This window comes from Paraglaciecola aestuariivivens (genome assembly GCF_052983255.1).
In genome coordinates this window covers 370,257-387,172 of record NZ_JBRKBA010000004.1, presented here as the reverse complement: position 1 = coordinate 387,172, position 16,916 = coordinate 370,257, and the positions used below count along the sequence as shown (strand labels likewise).

Genomic DNA, 16,916 nt, shown 5'->3' with positions numbered 1-16,916 from the left:
AGTTTTTGTGGCTGTAGACAAAAAGTAAGTCACACAGAAGGGATTCTGTGTGAAAAACATCAAGGATGATGCGCGAAGCGTGCTTTTAAATTTAAGCCAAGCCCAATGACCGCTATCTGCTAATAACGCCCCAAAACTACCAACACTAAACAGCAAAAAAATAAAATCCCCCCTCCTCTCGCCACTAATTTTGTAAGAAAGATTTCGCTATTCCACTTGTTCTTGTTGGCGTTGAATTAGTTTTAGTAATTCAGCTGTGGCTTGGGCGTCACAGAGTGCTCTGTGATGGGTGGTCAGCGGAATGTTGAAGTGCTGGCATAAATTACTTAACGAATAAGATTTTAAACCAGTAAAGCATTTTCTGCTTTCTCTTACCGTACAAAGTTTTGGCATAACAAAAGGCCGTTCAAGTCGGGCAAACTCTTGTTTGATAAAAGCGTAATCAAAATTCACATTGTGGGCGACAAATACGGCGTTTTGCAGAAACTTTTCTAGGGTATCTGCAACCTCACAAAATAAGGGGGCATCTTTGACCATATCGTTGCTAATACCAGTTAACTTAGTAATAAAAGCTGGTATATGCCTTTGTGGGTTAACTAAACAGCTAAAGCTATCTACCACTTCACCGTTCACCACTTTTACCGCACCTATCTCTGTCACCCGGTGATAAGGTTGTTTACCCCCTGTGGTTTCAACATCTATCACCACATATGCTTGCATAGGATCAACAAACCATTCTACTTTACACAGCTGTACCTCAAATCCCGATAACTGTAAGGCGTTTATTGTCACAAACTGATTTGCTCGAATCACATCACCTGGGGCTTTAACTTCTTCAAACCTGAGTTGCTTGTTTTGAATAATCATCAAGTCTGGGTAACCATCATTAAAACCATGATAATTTTTGGCCATAGTGCGTAAATGGCTGATGACAGCTTGAGGATCGGCGACTTGCAAAAAGCTGGATATCACTTGCATTATTTTGCTACTCCAGCGAAACATACCATTAGGCTGGCCATAATATTGAGTGGCTATTTTAGTTAAATAGGCTATGGCTTTTTTAGGCTGTTTAAACATGCTTAAGCGCTGTTCTATTTGCGCCTCTAATCTTTGGTAAATGGTGTTTTCTTTAACAACTTTAGGACGCCGGTCAAACTCAGAGCTAGCAGCTTTAAGTTGAGGATCAAAAAGCTCTTGCCAAAATGCTAGCCCAAATAGGCTTGTAAATAAGCGGTTTTCAGTACGATACACCTTTAACCCTTGGTTTTGATAGTACTGTTTTACGCCTTTTTCTACCTGCTCTTTATGTATTTCGTCAATGGCAAGAGTGTAACTATCTTGACGCAGAGTAGCCGTTAGCTTGCTTAACTTTACTTGATGATATTTTCTTTGATAAAAATCTTCTGCAAACAATAACAAACGTTCATCTAACGATTGCTCTATGATCTGCTCTAACTGACTTTTAACCTGCTCTTTGTGGCCTTGTCTGTAACGCTCTCTTAGCCACTTTTCTTGCGCCGCGGCTGTTGAAGCTTGCAGGTATTTCATACCTAACTCTGGAAGAAAAGTTAACAGCTGTTTACCTAACAAGTAAAAATATTGATCTTTTAATTGTTGTGCGTATTCACTGTTTGCCGGCACTTGCGGATGACAATTTATCTGCTCTGAACGCTGGGCTAACTCAGCTAAATCCATATCATTACGTTTTATCTGAGCAATTTTGTCACTGTAGTAAAAACAGCAATAAGACTGCTGTTTATTATCAAAGCGGGCGCTAGCTTGAGCATTTTTATCTCGGGTTTTTAACACCTCCAAATCACGCATTGAAAATTTATCTAATTTGCTGTTGGAGTTGCCAAAAAATAAAAATAACAAATACGCTAAATTAGATTGAAAACATTTAACCAAAAAACTTTGTGCCAAATCACTAGCCAAGCAATCTTGCACGCTACATTGAGCTTTAACCTGTTGAAAAACTTCCTCTTTAGAAGCACTTTTTTTGATCGCATAAATTTGGCATTGATAGGCTATATCCATTAGCTGCGGCTTGGTTAATAGCTCAAGCCACACAGCAATGTCATCTGAGGTTAATGTGCGTAACAAACCTGCTTGAGTCAGCAGCAACAGTTGCTTTTCACAGTCATCAATTTCTTGGTAACGCATTTTATCTGACTGAATAAAATCACCCGTGCGATTCACTACCCTAACCAACATACATTGGCTGTCGTGACTTAACGCTTGGTAGGTCTGAATAAACTGCTTTTGTTCGGTAAATAGAAGATCCGCACAATACTGCTGATTGAAGCTGATGATCTCGTTAAAGTGATCGAGGTAATATTTCTCAGGTAAAACTTTTTGAGGTTTTCGCACAACACTGCCACCACTGTTATTTTATACAGCATTCTAACCTTATCATGGATAATCTCAAGTGTGATTAGCCACACCATAAAGTCACTCGTACAAAATTGCTTTGCTTAATTATCCAATACATTGCTAATCAACCTTTTGTAATCTAAATTTAATCTGGTTAATTTTTAAACAACTTTAGATGTTGTTAGGAAGCTATGATTTAGGTGTTGATGTAAAAAGTTAGCCATCATTTAACATTTAAATTTTAAAGGAAGAAATTTATGAAGGTTGCAAAAATAGTAGTCTTTTTAGGAACGGCCATTACGTTAATAGGCACAGCAAATGCTGGCTCAAGAGTTGAGCAGCAAGTTCACGTAGGTGGTCCAGATGCCACTAGCCTTTGTGTTGAAGGAGATAATACGTGCGATAAAAACTTCTCACTTACCGGATTAGTCTTATCAGATGGCAGAATAAAAGGTAATTATGTTGACAGGTTTGCGGGCGAATCAAAAGGCTTCAGCGCCAGAGTAGATTGTGTCAGTATCATTGATAATCAGGCTTGGATAAGTGCTGTGGTAAAAAAAGGGACTTATTCAGATTTAGATATCGCCGGCATGAGAGTAACGACTATGGTCGTGGATAATGGCAAAAATAATAAATCACCTTATGATCAAATAAGCTTCTCGTATCTGGTTAACGATGAGTTTAGTTGTTATAGCCAACCCGACTTGCCTTTATTTGATATGCCTAAAGGTCAAGTGAGTATTAAGTAAGTGGTAAAAAGCAAAGTGTCATTTATCACTTTGCTTTTCTTTGTGACCGCTAAAGGTTAGTTATATCAATTTCCTTCCATCTTCTTTCAACTATTTGAGTTATATTATTCGTTTACCAACTTAAATCATCTGGAATATCATAGTCGGCATACCAATCATCTTCTTCGCTGCTTTTTTGATCGGCTTCGCTAATGTTATCAGCGCGATAGACCACAGATGCTTGGTCACGCTCGGCAATTTTATTGGCTACTGGCATAGGGACTAATTCATAACCATCGTTAAATTTTACTATGGCTAATTTGCCCTGGGTAATTTGTTTATGTGTGGTTTGGCTCACATACATACGTTTAATTAAAGTGCCGTCGGTAAAGTTGCACACCTTTTCTTCTTCATTGCGTTTACCAGCAAATTTAGGCTGTTTGTTGACTTCAATTAACTGCTTGATTTGGGCAACAATGGCCTTTTTTTCGGCCTGTTGTTTGGCTTGCTGGTTAAGCTCGCGATCTTTTTGTTTTTTTTCTTCAATGAGTTTTTCGGCAGCAAGTTTAGCTTCGTTTGTTTGCACGATATTGTGATTTTTTTGCGCCTTGGCTTGTTTGTGTTTTTGTTGTCTGACTTGTTTAGCTTTTTTCTTATCGGCTAAACCAGCTTTTAGAAGTTGTTCTTGTAGTGAAAGGGCCATAATTCATTGCCATCTGAAAATTAAAAAAATACGGCAGCGTAAATCGCTGCCGCTAGTTTGAATATTTTACACCTAAAGTTAAGACTTTTTAGCTTTTTTCCTTTTATCTTCTGCTACCCATTGGCCATCTTTGTACCAAGCAGACCAGCCTGTTGCTTTGCCTTCTTCGTTTTCAGACATCACATATTGCTGCTTAGTTTTGCGGCTATATCTTACTATTGTAGGGTTGCCATCTGGATCTTCGGCTGGGGCGTCGGCTAAATAATAAAACTTAGGCGAAATTCTGTTTCTAAATCTGGCTAGCTCTGCCACTTGCGGGGCGCGAGTTTCGCGTGATTTAGGGAAATTATGCGCGGCCAAAAATATCCCCGATGCGCCATCTCTTAACACAAAATGGGCGTCAGATTTAGTACAAGCTAATTCTGGCAAATCGGTAGGATCTTCTTTAGGTGGCGCGGCTTCGCCGTTGCGTAATAACTTACGAGTGTTTTTACATTCTTCGTTAGTACAACCAAAGTATTTACCAAAGCGACCGCTTTTTAACTCCATGTTCGATTGGCACTTATCACATTCTAAAATTGGCCCTTCGTAACCTTTAATTTTAAAGGTGCCTTTTTCAACGTACACCCCTTCACAAGTTGGGGTATTACCACATACATGCAACTTGCGGGTTTCGTCTACTAAATAGCTGTCCATGGCAGTACCACAAACCTGGCAACGGCGTTTAGAACGTAACACTTCGGTTTCTAACTCTTCCTCGTCGTCTACCTTAATGACTTCGTCACCCGAGGTTAAATTCATGGTGCCTGTGCATCTTTCTTTAGGCGGTAAACTGTAGCCCGAACAACCTAAAAACACCCCGGTACTGGCAGTACGTACGTTCATTGGACGCTCACACTTAGTACATGAAATGTCTGTAGGTACCGCTTGATTGAGGCGCATGCCTCCTTCTTCGGGTGGCTTTTCGGCCACAATTAACTTCTGCTCGAAGTCTTCATAAAAAACGTTTAATACGTCTTTCCACGACACTTTGCCATCGGCTATTTCATCTAACTGTTGTTCCATATTGGCAGTAAAATCATAACCAATTAAATCGTCAAAGTTTTCCATTAGGCGGTCGTTGACAATTTCACCCATTTTTTCAGCATAAAAACGCTTATTTTCGATACGTGCATAACCACGATCTTGAATGGTTGATATGATGCTGGCGTAAGTTGACGGACGACCAATACCGCGTTTTTCTAATTCTTTCACTAACGAAGCTTCGTTAAAACGAGCCACAGGTTTAGTAAAGTGTTGTTTGGGATCTAAGCCATTTAAAGACAGTTTGTCGCCCTCTTTCACATCAGGCAACAACAGATCTTCATCGCCTTTTTTACGCTGAGGATTTTGTACTTTTGTCCAACCGTCAAACTTTAATACGCGCCCTTTGGCGGTTAACTCAAACTCATCGGCTTTGACCCTAATTGTGCTGGCATCGTACTTAGCTGGGGTCATTTGACAGGCTACAAATTGACGCCAAATTAGTTCGTACAAGCGCTGGGCATCTCGTTCAACTTCAGTTAATGACTCAGATTTCACCAACACATTTGATGGCCTAATAGCTTCGTGCGCTTCTTGTGCGCCCTCTTTGCTTCCGTATTTAAGTGGATTATCTGGTAGGTAATTGGCCCCAAAATTATCGCTAATATAAGCTCGGCAACTGTCGACTGCATCTTGGCTTAAATTGGTTGAATCGGTACGCATGTAAGTGATATGTCCGGCCTCATATAAGCGCTGAGCCATCATCATGGTTTTCTTCACTCCAAAGCCTAAACGAGTGCTAGCAGCTTGCTGTAATGTTGAGGTAATAAAAGGTGCCGAAGGCTTACTTTGAGTAGGGCGAGACTCGCGGCTAACAACAGTGTAGTCAGCTTTTTCTAATACAGATACGGCTTCTTGGGCTTGAGCTTTATTGCTAGGTTTAAAGGCTTTACCTTGTTGTTTTGCCACTTGCATACGCAAAGCAACATTTTTAGCGGTATTTAGCTCGGCATGCACATCCCAAAACTCTTCAGGCACAAAAGCTTTAATTTCACGTTCACGCTCTACAACTAAACGCACAGCCACTGATTGTACGCGCCCTGCCGATAGCCCCCTGGCGACTTTTTTCCACAATAAAGGCGACACCATAAAACCCACAACTCGGTCTAAAAAACGTCGCGCTTGCTGAGCATTGACACGCTCAATATTTAGTTGGCCTGGGTGTGAAAAAGCTTCTTGAATGGCATTTTTTGTGATTTCGTTAAACACCACACGTTGAAACTCTTTGCCGGGCTCGTCGATAAGCTCGCGCAAATGCCATGCTATGGCCTCTCCTTCTCTATCCAAATCGGTTGCGAGATAGACAGTGTCGGCGTTTTTGGCTAATTTTTTTAATTCGTTAACGACTTTTTCTTTGCCTTCAAGCACATCGTAATGTGCTTGCCAGTCGTTTTTGGGGTCTATCCCCATGCGATCAACCAGTTTTTTATATTCGTGTTCGCGTAAATATTTTTCACGCTGTTTTTCAGACAGTAGCTTTAACTCTTTTGCTGGTTTTTTAGGCGGAACTTTGCCTACTGCCTTATGGGGAAGATCGCGAACATGACCCACGCTAGATTTTACAATAAAATCTTTGCCGAGATATTTATTAATAGTTTTTGCCTTTGCCGGTGATTCGACAATGACTAGAGATTTTGCCATAAGTTGGTATTAACCTTTGATTTTATTAGGTTTTTAATGATTTGGTGAAGTTTAAGCTACTAGGCCTCATCAAAATTGCTTTTTAACATATATCGACAAAATGAATAGAAAACAAGTTCTTCTTCATACTTATCTACTTTTCTTTTATTTCCCCCATGTATAAGCGTTTACTTTTTAACCAGCTCGATTGGCATAACCAATAAAAGCAGTATAATGCCCAGCAATTCATTTGGCCGGGGTGTTTTTTAGACCTGTATTTGGCCAAGCTTAGCCTACAATTTTGGCTAAAGAACATCGATTTTAACTATGCGAGGTGTACATGAAACAATTTGAAGCCAATTTTGATGGATTAGTCGGCCCGACTCATAATTACGCGGGTTTGTCTTATGGTAATGTTGCATCCCTTAGTAATGCTAGTGCCTCTAGCAGCCCTAAACAGGCCGCTAAACAAGGTTTAAAGAAAATGAAGGCCCTTGCTGACCTTGGTATGGTTCAGGGTGTCTTGGCGCCACAGGAGCGTCCTGACGTGGCTTCTTTGCGTAGACTTGGGTTTTCTGGCACAGATCAAGCGGTTTTAGCCGCAGCCGCTAAACAAGCCCCAGCGATTTTTCAAGCCTGTTGCTCGGCTTCTAGCATGTGGACGGCAAATGCGGCTACGGTTTCACCCAGTGCCGATACTGCAGATGGCAAAGTGCATTTTACCCCGGCTAATTTAACCAATAAATTTCATCGTTCCCTCGAACCTCAAGTCACGGGCAATATATTAAAAGCCACTTTTGCTGATCAGCAATATTTTGCCCATCACACTCATTTGCCAGACAACGAACATTTTGGTGACGAAGGTGCGGCCAACCACACCCGTTTATGCCAAGACTATGGGCAATCGGGATTAGAGATTTTTGTATACGGCCGACATGCCTTTGACACTAGCAAACCGGCACCTAAAAAATTCCCTGCAAGGCAAACTTATGAAGCCAGCCAAGCCATTGCTAGATTGCACGGTTTAAGCCAAGACAAAGTGGTTTATGTCCAGCAAAACCCCGACCTTATTGACCAAGGGGTGTTTCACAATGATGTGATATCGGTGGGCAATCAAAATGTGTTGTTTTATCACGAGCAAGCCTTTTACCAATCAGAACAAGCCTTGCAAGAAATCAAACAAAAGTTTGGCTCAGATGACCTACATTTTATTTGTGTCAACACTAGTGATGTAAGTGTGCAAGATGCCGTTAAGAGTTACTTATTTAATACCCAAATCATAACTTTAGCCAATGGTGAGATGGCCATTATTGCCCCTACAGATTGCCAAGAGAATTCAGCGGTTTCAGCTTATTTAGATAATTTAGTGCAACAAAACACCCCGATTAAAAAGGTGTTTTATCACGATGTTAAACAAAGCATGAGAAACGGCGGCGGACCTGCTTGCTTACGTTTGCGTGTGGCCATGAACGAACAAGAATTTGCTGCGGTAAATCAACAGACATTAATGAGTGAGCATAAATTTGCGCAATTAAATACTTGGGTAGATAAACATTATCGCGACACATTACATGTTAATGATTTAAGCGATCCACAGTTATTAATTGAATCGCGTACTGCTTTAGACGAGTTAACTCAGTTATTGGACTTAGGCTCGGTTTACCCCTTTCAACAAGGGTAAAACTTAAAGGGATAAAAAAAAGCCAGTTCATCACTGAACTGGCAGTTTTTATTTATAGGCTGTTAGTACAGGTTCGATTTGCCCCATCGTCAATTAATTGTCCTGGGTTGTCAGGATCTTCAACCCAATTCACACCAGAGCCAAAAGGATTGGTATTTGGTGGCGTAGAGTCTAAGGCGAGATCTTCAGCAGAAGCCGATAAGCTATAAAACTGACTAGTTTGTGATTCACTGCCCGATACTGGGGTACTTACAGTAATTTTAACCTCACCCCATGCCGCATAAGACTTAGCATAGCGTAACTCAATGATGGCTTGACCATTTTCGTCGGTTACTACATTGCCATCAATAGACACTAAATTAACTGGTGTAAGTGCGTTGTCGCCATTGATATCTTCATTGGGATCTTCAATGCCATCACCGTCTTTATCTTCATTTTCGCAACCTAATGTACGCACCGACACCCAGTATTTAAACTCTTCGGCATTAGGAAATGGCGTCCAGTAACCTTTATAAAAGGCCGGACGGATTTTTTGATAATTAGCATCACCAGGGACAGCGTTAGGCTCAAGTAACTCAGAGTATTTGATAGGCGTACCTGTTACCGTTAATTCAACATTATCCACGGGGTTAGAATTAGCATCGGTAACAAAAACCGTGAATCTTTTAAGGTAAGTAGCAGGATCTGGAGACTCAATGGTATTGCCTGTTCCTATTGAAATAAATTGCGCTCTATCTGCCACAGTTAAATGAGTAACAGCATTTACTCCAGATTCAGTCTCAGTTGCAGTAATTTTAATGGCGTTTTCTGAAGTTAAGTTACGTGAGGTATACACAGTAGAAGCTAAGCCATTACTGTCTGTTACCGCTGAGGCTGGCGAAATCTCTCCACCACTCACATCGTCGGCATTAAAGTTTACGGTTTTACCTTTTACTAAGTTGCCGTCAATATCGCGTAACACCGCAGTAATAGTACTCTTTTGCCCTGATGGCCCAATAGAATTAGGACTTGCGGCAATAATAATATTATCAACAGAGGTGGCAATAAACTCTACCTCAGTACGGGCGTTGACTATATTGCCATTGGCGTCTTTGCCCTGCGCAGAAATCACTGCTTTGCCAGCATTGGTTGAAGAGACTTGAAAACTAGCGGTGCCTTCAGCGTTGGTATTAACTTTAGCCGCTGAAAGCTGCCCTCTGGTGGTAGTAAGAGTCACTTCACCATTGGCCAGTGGTTGATTTTCTTTTAACCAAGTCAGAGTTAAAGTACTGTTTTGATTAATTGGAATGTCTGCTGTTGGTACGCTAGAAAAGCTAAATTGGTCTTGTTGTACACTAATATTAAAACTACCGCTGGCATTTAACGCCGAGGCTGTTAATACATCTATACCAGAGTTGTTGGCAGTATAATTAACTGTGGCTTGGCCTTCGCTATCGGTTACCACTTCTGTTGCATCAAAGGCGTTATTATTCAAAGAGCTAATTTGTACCTCTTGATTGGCTATGCCTTTTCCATCTGAGTCAGATAAAAACAGGGTTAACTCTGCATTGGCACCTAAAATAACACTGGGTGGTCCGTTGATGGCTATACTGGTGCCTACCACTGCCACTTGTAAAGTTTGGGCAAAAGTTCCAGTGCGGGCTGTCACTTCGATCACTCGATTTTCTGCATTATTTTGGGTGGATAATAGCGCTCGCGCTATACCATCGGCGGCGGTAAAGTTTTGAGTAACTTGTAAACTGGCCCCTGAATCGGCCGAAAAGGTTACCTCTACTCCTTCTAATAACACATTATTCGCGTCTTTGATTAGGGCGATTAATTCAACTTGGTCTGAGCCACTAGAGGCGAGTTGAGTTGAACTACCAAAGAGGTCTAAAGACGCGGGCTTTTCGCCCACAGCCTCTGTACCGGCAGAATTAAAAGTAGTAGACGCAGACTCGCCTGAGTTAAGGCTTGCGGTGATCTGCCCTGCTCCAGATTTTTCTCCTACTAACACTTCTATAGTCGCCACCCCGTCGCTATTGGTTGATGCGGTACCAGTGTCGTTACCAAATACCGCTACATCTGCTGGTGTAAAGGAATAAGTTACTAAGGTTGAAGCTACTGGGTTGCCATCGGAATCGGTCACAGTGGTGGTTAACGTCAGCGGATTTTCAGCACTTAGGTCGGTCGAAGGCTGGCCGTTGGCATCGGTAAAGACCAATTGCATGCTAATAGTCACAGGATCGGGATCGCCGCCCGCAGTGGGACTTTGGTCACGGCTAATGCTGCCCCCTCCGCCACAGGCAAAAAGGCTTAAAACCGCTAACCAAATCAAAAGTGTTTTAACACGTAAAATCATAGATATTTCCTATACACAGCAGCCAAAAAAATGCGGCAAATTCACATAAGAGTTTAGCTTAGTTAACAAACTTGTTAATCTATCGCCCGAAAAGCTAACTCACTAAAAATCAATTGCACCCTAACTCGGTGCTTTTAAACAACAATAAAGCTTAGGAATTCCATGACTAACTCAACTTCAGCGTTATCACAAAACCCTACCCCTAAAAAACTCGGGCTCACCGCTCGTATCTTTATCGGCATGATTGCCGGAATAGTGATAGGAGCAATTCTGCAATGGTTATTTGATGATAGCGGAGATTTTTCGTTTAGTGTATTCGGCTTGCAAGTTTCAACGTATGGAGTTTTAGTCGATGGTATATTTAATGTAATAGGAAGCATCTTTATAGCCAGCTTAAAGATGTTGGTTGTCCCCCTCGTATTTGTTTCTTTGGTATGTGGTACCTCGAGTTTGTCTGATCCGTCTAAATTAGGGCGCTTAGGCGGAAAATCGATTTTATTGTATGTATTTACCACTGCCATTGCCATTACCTTGGCAGTGAGTTTTGCCCTAATGGTGGCCCCTGGTGAAGGCTTAAACCTAGCAACAGAAGCCACCTATGCGGCAAAAGAAGCCCCTTCACTAGGCCAAGTGATCATCAATATGATGCCAACTAACCCAATTAATGCCATGGCTCAGGGTAATATGTTGCAAATCATAGTCTTTGCGGTGTTTTTTGGCATTGCCATGTCTATGACGGGTGATACAGGCAAACGCCTTAGCGCAGTGTTTGAAGACATTAATACTGTAATCATGAAGTTAGTGACCATATTAATGAACCTGGCCCCATACGGGGTGTTTGTGCTTATGGCTAAACTTTTTGCCACTATTGGTTTTGACACTATCGCCAGCTTGATTAAATACTTTTTATTGGTGGTGTTTGTTTTACTTGTACATGCCTTTGTGTCTTACCCCATTATTCTAAAAACCTTAAGTGGTTTGAACCCGCTAACCTTAATTAGAAAAATGCGAGACGCGGCGATTTTTGCTTTTAGCACCTCAAGCAGTAGCGCGACTTTGCCTGTTACCATGGAAACCGCTATTAAAAAACTAGGGGTAAAACGTTCGGTCGCCTCTTTTACTGTGCCTTTAGGTTCAACCATTAACATGGATGGCACAGCCATTATGCAAGGTGTAGCCACAGTATTTATTGCGCAGGTTTATGCGGTAGATTTAAGTTTAAGCGATTATATGATGGTAATACTTACCGCTACCCTTGCTTCTATAGGTACAGCTGGAGTTCCTGGCGTAGGCTTAATTATGCTAGCCATGGTATTGCAACAAGTTAACTTACCAGTAGAAGGCATAGCCTTGATCATAGGTGTTGACAGATTGTTAGATATGACCCGCACCGCGGTCAATGTAACAGGCGACTGTATGGTAGCTTGCATAGTTGGAAAAAGTGAAAACGAATTAGATGAAGCGGTATTTAATAATCCCGAAGCCGGAATAAAAGATGAAGAAGTAGACTTTGCTCACTTAGATAAAAACAGTTAAATCCAAACAATCCGCAGCTGCTCTAGCTGCGGATTGTCTTTTAGGTATAAACCTCTTGGCAGCAGTTATTGCCAAAACTCAAAAAACTCACTGGTATCGCGTTTAGGCTTTGGCAAAGGTTTAAGCGACGAACTGCCCAAATATAAAAAGCCAACAATTTCATCTTGCTCAGCCAAATCAAAGGCCTGTTTAACCACAGGATCTTGCGCATAACTACCAGTACGCCAAATACCCGCAAAACCTTGGGCTTGAGCCGCCATTTGCATAGCGTGTACCGCACAGGAAGCAGAGGCAACTTGCTCAACCCAAGGTACCTTTTCATGTTCAACATATCGACTAATCACCACTATCACCATAGGCGCCCGTAAAGGTAAATTAGGTGCCCGCTCTATTTCTTTTTCACTTTTATCACTGGCAATGGCGGCTTGTTCGTAAATATCGCCTAAACGTTTTAAGCCATTTTTTTGACATACAACAAACTTCCATGGGGTTAAACAAGCATGGTCTGGGGCCCGCAGTGCCGCTTGCATAATGTTTTCAAGGGCCTCACCTTCTGGGGCTGGGGCTTCGAGTCGCGGTTGAGAGCTACGATTAAGTAATAAATCAAGAGCCTGCATAGGGTCTCCTAGCATTAGAATTTAAAAAAGTTGATAAAATGGCGCGAACGCGCCCTGTGTTAATTTTTGTCGATAAATTTTTTGGCTAAGAAATAATCCACACTAGTGAATTTTCCACCGCCACTAAAAAATAGTGCTAACAGCATAATAAAATAGGTAATGGCAAATTCAATACCATTATTTAGAACAACAAATTGTCCACTAGAAGTTAGCCATTCGTAATTGCCATGTTCTTGCAGTAGCCCTTTAGCCGCCGCTAATTTATCTGGGGCGCTCATTACAGACTGATTCAACATAATGGTGCCGTTAGATAACCAACTATTGGCATCGGCTATGGCTGCCCAACCATTATGCCAATGCACAGTAAACGCTGCCACTAACATAGTGAACATTAACGGCATAGCGATCCAACGGGTAGCTAGGCCCACTATTAATAACGCCCCACCTATTAACTCAACCGAGGTTGCTAACAACGCCATAACGTAAGGAAAAGGCAAGCCTAATCCATAATCACTGTTGCCAAACCAATCCACTATGCCTGCAAAATTTTGGTATTTATTCCAGCCTGCTTGCAACATAACGGGGGCGAGATACAACCTAATGAGCAAAGGCGCCATACCTTCAAAAACTGCGCTTTTGTTTAATGCTTGGTGAAAAGGTAAATAACAATTAACCAGTTTCATGCGTTATCCATATTTAACAAACTGCTAATTAAGAACGCCTATGTTAGCAAAAAGTTTCAGATAGGAAAGACCAATGTTTATTTGCCTAAGCAGATATATTTTTAATGAATTCGCACCTAGCACCAAACTTGCTTTTTGGTCGCTAGACTAAGCTGATGAATGTTTGACCTAAACCGCAAGCTGGCATTTTACTTGCTAAACCCAGTAATAATACAACTTGCCGCAATGTGGATTAAATGCTGAACATCGATTGTAAAAAATATCTGGGCCTGGCTTGCCTTAGCCTATTTAGCCTAAGTTGCAGTCAAACATCGGACTGGGAAGATGACACTCAAGTGCTGTCTGCCCAAGAACCTGCGCCCTACTACAACTCAAACAGTTTACATTGGCATGTTGAAAAACTAACCCGACAACTATTAAACACCTCTGCCACTTTTAATACGGCAAGGCCTGTGGCTGTCGGCACAATATTACCGTCTCACCCCATGGACGGCGAACCCTTGCCACAACACTTAGCCCTTGGCAGTCAAATTCAACAAAGCCTGATGACTTTTGCCACTCAAGCTGGCTTAAAGGTAATTGAATATAAAACCATGCCTTCGATTAAAATTAATCAACAAGGCGATGCCATGTTAAGCCGCAATATAGACGAGCTAAACACCAATATTGCTGCCCACTATTTTTTAACCGGTACCTATACCTTGCAAGAGAACAGCACCTTAGTGAACCTTAGGCTTATACAAGTACCCGACAATATAGTGTTAGCTGCTGCCACCGATTACGTACCAAACGATGTAATGTGGCGCGGGGCTAAAGTAACCCTACAAAACAATTACATCTACCGTAAAGCGAATTAGGAAATCATGATGAAAATGACATTATTAAGTGTGATCATTTGTGCAAGTTTTACTGGTTGTAATATTTTTAATGAAGAACACAGTCAAATTATTGATGCACCTTCCAATCAAGCAAACAATGTAAAAGAACCCCTTTCTTCAAGCGCAGCGTTTCATTATGAATATAAAAATAAGATAGCCAGCTATCAAACTCAGAATGACATGCAAGATCCCTCTTTTCATACTGCACCTAACAATCTTTTAACTAGCTCTAAAACTCATCAATTAGAGCAACAAGCTAAAGTTCCTGCGGCAAAACTAAATATCAATCATTTTGCCCAGGGCCTAATGCAAGACCTAATGTCGAATTTACAATATGTCAATAATACTACGCCTTTAGCTGTGGTTAGTTTTGTAATGTTAGATAGCGACTTTAACCAGTCTAACCTGCTTGGCAATCAAATGGCCGAAAGCTTAATGCATGAAATTCATAAATTTGGGATCCCTGTGATTGATTATAAAACTACTGGTTTTATAAGAGTTACCCCTAATGGCGACTTTGCTTTTAGTAAAGATCATGAAGAGTTAGGAAGCTCATTAGCCGCTCGCTATGTTTTAGGCGGAACCTTAACCCAGCATGCCGAAGGCTACTTAGTGAATGCCAGAATAATTGGCCTAAAATCTAAAGCTGTGGTTGCCTCTGCACAAAGTTTTATTCCTAATAATATTGCTGACAAATTACTTACAAGTGTACCAACTCAGCAAAATACCAAGTTAACTTCAAGCGACAATAGACAAACTACATTGCATGCTGAACACAACATATCTTTAATGCATTAAGTGACTTTGCCCCCTAATCCATCAGCTTTTAAGCAATGTTTCGATACAGCTTAGCATTGCTTTATTTGGTATTTTAAATTTATAAAATTTTACAAGGCGCTAAACTGTGCCTATCTAAATAAATTTCTTCAGACATAGGTAGAAACTCAATGTCACTACCACTTCTAAATAAACTACCTGGCGCAATATCTTTTAGTACCCCATCAGTATATTGTTTAGCTTTACCATTTACTTGCACTAACACTGAGGATTTTTCAAGCAACTTAACTACGCCAAAATAATTTTCGTTATAACTACAAACTGAACTTCCGCTAGAAATAGGTAAATCTCTTACTTTGTCCCAAAATGATGTTGTACTTCTGCTCGAAGTTAAACCTTGCCAGTATCTACTTTCTGGATTGGGAGCTGAAAAATTTAGGCTTTCGATAAACATTTCATCTTGAGTTTTAGCCGTCATTAATAAAATTCCATCATTGTGCGATGGTTGCATATCAATATCAGCGATCTCTGCCGGTACATCACTATCTGTACTGACAATACCGTCATTAAGAACCTGCTCTTTAGATATCCAGCCTAAACTAGGAGTGACGGCATGTTTACTGGCAATAGTTGAGCGACCAAATTTTTGATCTAAAAAGGCTCGGTTATAACGACTTACCTGCTGAGCCACCGGATCAGTAAGAAAAGCCTCAAATGCAGATTTAGACAATACACGGGTGGCATAACTAACAAAATCTTGTGGGGTAGATTTTTGCGTCTTTTGTTCGACTAGGTAATAAAGATAATCACTAAACTGTTCAGGCTGCGAATTGGCTAAAGATTGAATATTTTCATTTAATAAAAAGAGTTTTGCGTAAAAATCGAATAACTGAAACTCATATTGTTTAAGTTGTTTGGCTAGAAAGCTTCCTTCTTCAATGTTGTCGATAGCTTGTGCATCATCGGATTTTTGGGTTTTTATATATTCGGTCAATTGTATACAGGTCTTTTTACACACAAATTTAAAATCAAACTCAGGACGCAATAAGTCTACAGTTGAGGCTTGTTCAGCAAGGTCAAATTTAAACTTGTCTAACTCAAACCTAGGCTGATTACCGCTTTCACCTAACTTAATTTCAGCTGTAATAGTGTAGCCATAAGAAGGTAATTCACTGTCAGCATACTCAGCCATTGCTTTCCACTTCTGCGCTGCTGTTTTGTGCTTCTCCCCTACTTTTTCTATATTTGAGGTACAACCTATAGCCAAAAGTGTAGCCAAAACTATTAAACCTCTTAAAACAGAACCAAAGGCGTGTTGAACAAAGGTAAAATTAACGTGATTTAGCTTATTCATTATTCAATTTCTTCCCACTCAATTGCGCCAACAAAGTTAAAATTTATTGTTTGCTCAAAAGGATAAATGGTTGAAATCGTTAACTCGCCGCCCAAATAAAGGTTCACTACACCAGAAGCACCACTATCAATAGAGACAAAGTTGTTATTGTTCACTATGTATTTGCGCTCGGTATCACTCTCCATTTGCACCCGAGGGTTAAATATTGTGCCTGTTCCATCGTCTAAATTAGGTGGGAATTTAACCTGAATCTCTTTGTTAGGATTAGCAATTATGGTGTAGATGCCAATTTGAGAGTTTTCACTAATTGCACAAATAAACTCTCCGCTAAAAGCGAATAACTCGCCAGTCTCAGGATGCATCAAGCAACTACCTGTAGTAGGCAGGACAGTACCAAATTCAATTTCTTGAACAATATTAAAAGTGGGAGTGATAGCCATACCCGCTTTGCAAATCAAGATCAAAATTAAACCTAAACTAAGATGTAATTTTGTTAACCTAACCATAGTTAGTACCTGTAAAATAATGTGTTTAGCACGCAT

Annotated in this window: 13 protein-coding genes; 5 read left to right on the top strand and 8 right to left on the bottom strand. The window is 40.8% G+C overall.

Annotated features, from left to right (window positions below; all coding sequences use genetic code 11):
* Positions 1-207: 207 nt before the first annotated feature.
* Positions 208-2,370, bottom strand: coding sequence for an exonuclease domain-containing protein (locus tag ACVCDT_RS08660; protein ID WP_447132367.1), 2,163 nt, complete (start codon positions 2,368-2,370; stop codon positions 208-210).
* Positions 2,371-2,630: 260 nt separating this feature from the next.
* Here ACVCDT_RS08660 and ACVCDT_RS08655 point away from each other — a divergent pair, with 260 nt between their 5' ends.
* Complete coding sequence (locus tag ACVCDT_RS08655; protein ID WP_447132366.1) at positions 2,631-3,122, top strand: hypothetical protein; 492 nt, start codon at positions 2,631-2,633, stop codon at positions 3,120-3,122.
* 112 nt (positions 3,123-3,234) lie between these two features.
* Here the strand turns inward: ACVCDT_RS08655 and ACVCDT_RS08650 are convergent, their stop codons facing one another.
* Together ACVCDT_RS08650 and topA are read right to left on the bottom strand one after the other, a co-directional pair.
* Complete coding sequence (locus tag ACVCDT_RS08650) at positions 3,235-3,804, bottom strand: DUF2058 domain-containing protein (protein WP_447132365.1); 570 nt, start codon at positions 3,802-3,804, stop codon at positions 3,235-3,237.
* 78 nt (positions 3,805-3,882) lie between these two features.
* A complete protein-coding gene (gene topA, locus ACVCDT_RS08645) occupies positions 3,883-6,528 on the bottom strand; it encodes a type I DNA topoisomerase (protein WP_447132364.1) in 2,646 nt (881 codons plus the stop codon).
* Positions 6,529-6,847: 319 nt separating this feature from the next.
* On the opposite strand from topA, the gene astB reads away from it, so the two are divergent.
* Positions 6,848-8,188, top strand: coding sequence for an N-succinylarginine dihydrolase (gene astB / locus ACVCDT_RS08640; protein WP_447132363.1), 1,341 nt, complete (start codon positions 6,848-6,850; stop codon positions 8,186-8,188).
* Between the two features lie 52 nt (positions 8,189-8,240).
* Here the strand turns inward: astB and ACVCDT_RS08635 are convergent, their stop codons facing one another.
* A complete protein-coding gene (locus ACVCDT_RS08635; RefSeq protein ID WP_447132362.1) occupies positions 8,241-10,529 on the bottom strand; it encodes an Ig-like domain-containing protein in 2,289 nt (762 codons plus the stop codon).
* 162 nt (positions 10,530-10,691) lie between these two features.
* Here ACVCDT_RS08635 and ACVCDT_RS08630 point away from each other — a divergent pair, with 162 nt between their 5' ends.
* Complete coding sequence (locus ACVCDT_RS08630; RefSeq protein ID WP_447132361.1) at positions 10,692-12,065, top strand: dicarboxylate/amino acid:cation symporter; 1,374 nt, start codon at positions 10,692-10,694, stop codon at positions 12,063-12,065.
* 65 nt (positions 12,066-12,130) lie between these two features.
* Here the strand turns inward: ACVCDT_RS08630 and ACVCDT_RS08625 are convergent, their stop codons facing one another.
* Positions 12,131-12,682 (bottom strand): NAD(P)H nitroreductase, encoded by a 552-nt coding sequence (locus tag ACVCDT_RS08625; protein WP_447132360.1) that lies wholly within the window; start codon positions 12,680-12,682, stop codon positions 12,131-12,133.
* A 59-nt stretch (positions 12,683-12,741) separates the two neighbouring features.
* Positions 12,742-13,365, bottom strand: coding sequence for an HvfX family Cu-binding RiPP maturation protein (locus tag ACVCDT_RS08620; protein ID WP_447132359.1), 624 nt, complete (start codon positions 13,363-13,365; stop codon positions 12,742-12,744).
* Positions 13,366-13,601: 236 nt separating this feature from the next.
* Here ACVCDT_RS08620 and ACVCDT_RS08615 point away from each other — a divergent pair, with 236 nt between their 5' ends.
* Together ACVCDT_RS08615 and ACVCDT_RS08610 are read left to right on the top strand one after the other, a co-directional pair.
* A complete protein-coding gene (locus tag ACVCDT_RS08615; RefSeq protein ID WP_447132358.1) occupies positions 13,602-14,222 on the top strand; it encodes a FlgO family outer membrane protein in 621 nt (206 codons plus the stop codon).
* A 9-nt stretch (positions 14,223-14,231) separates the two neighbouring features.
* Positions 14,232-15,041: a FlgO family outer membrane protein gene (locus tag ACVCDT_RS08610; RefSeq protein ID WP_447132357.1), complete on the top strand. Its 810-nt coding sequence runs from the start codon at positions 14,232-14,234 to the stop codon at positions 15,039-15,041.
* Positions 15,042-15,120: 79 nt separating this feature from the next.
* Here the strand turns inward: ACVCDT_RS08610 and ACVCDT_RS08605 are convergent, their stop codons facing one another.
* Both ACVCDT_RS08605 and ACVCDT_RS08600 read right to left on the bottom strand, forming a co-directional pair.
* Complete coding sequence (locus ACVCDT_RS08605; protein WP_447132356.1) at positions 15,121-16,374, bottom strand: hypothetical protein; 1,254 nt, start codon at positions 16,372-16,374, stop codon at positions 15,121-15,123.
* Positions 16,374-16,880, bottom strand: a complete 507-nt coding sequence (locus ACVCDT_RS08600) for a hypothetical protein (RefSeq protein ID WP_447132355.1) — start codon at positions 16,878-16,880, stop codon at positions 16,374-16,376. Before ACVCDT_RS08600 ends, ACVCDT_RS08605 begins: the two co-directional genes overlap by 1 nt.
* Between the last annotated feature and the right edge of the window lie 36 nt (positions 16,881-16,916).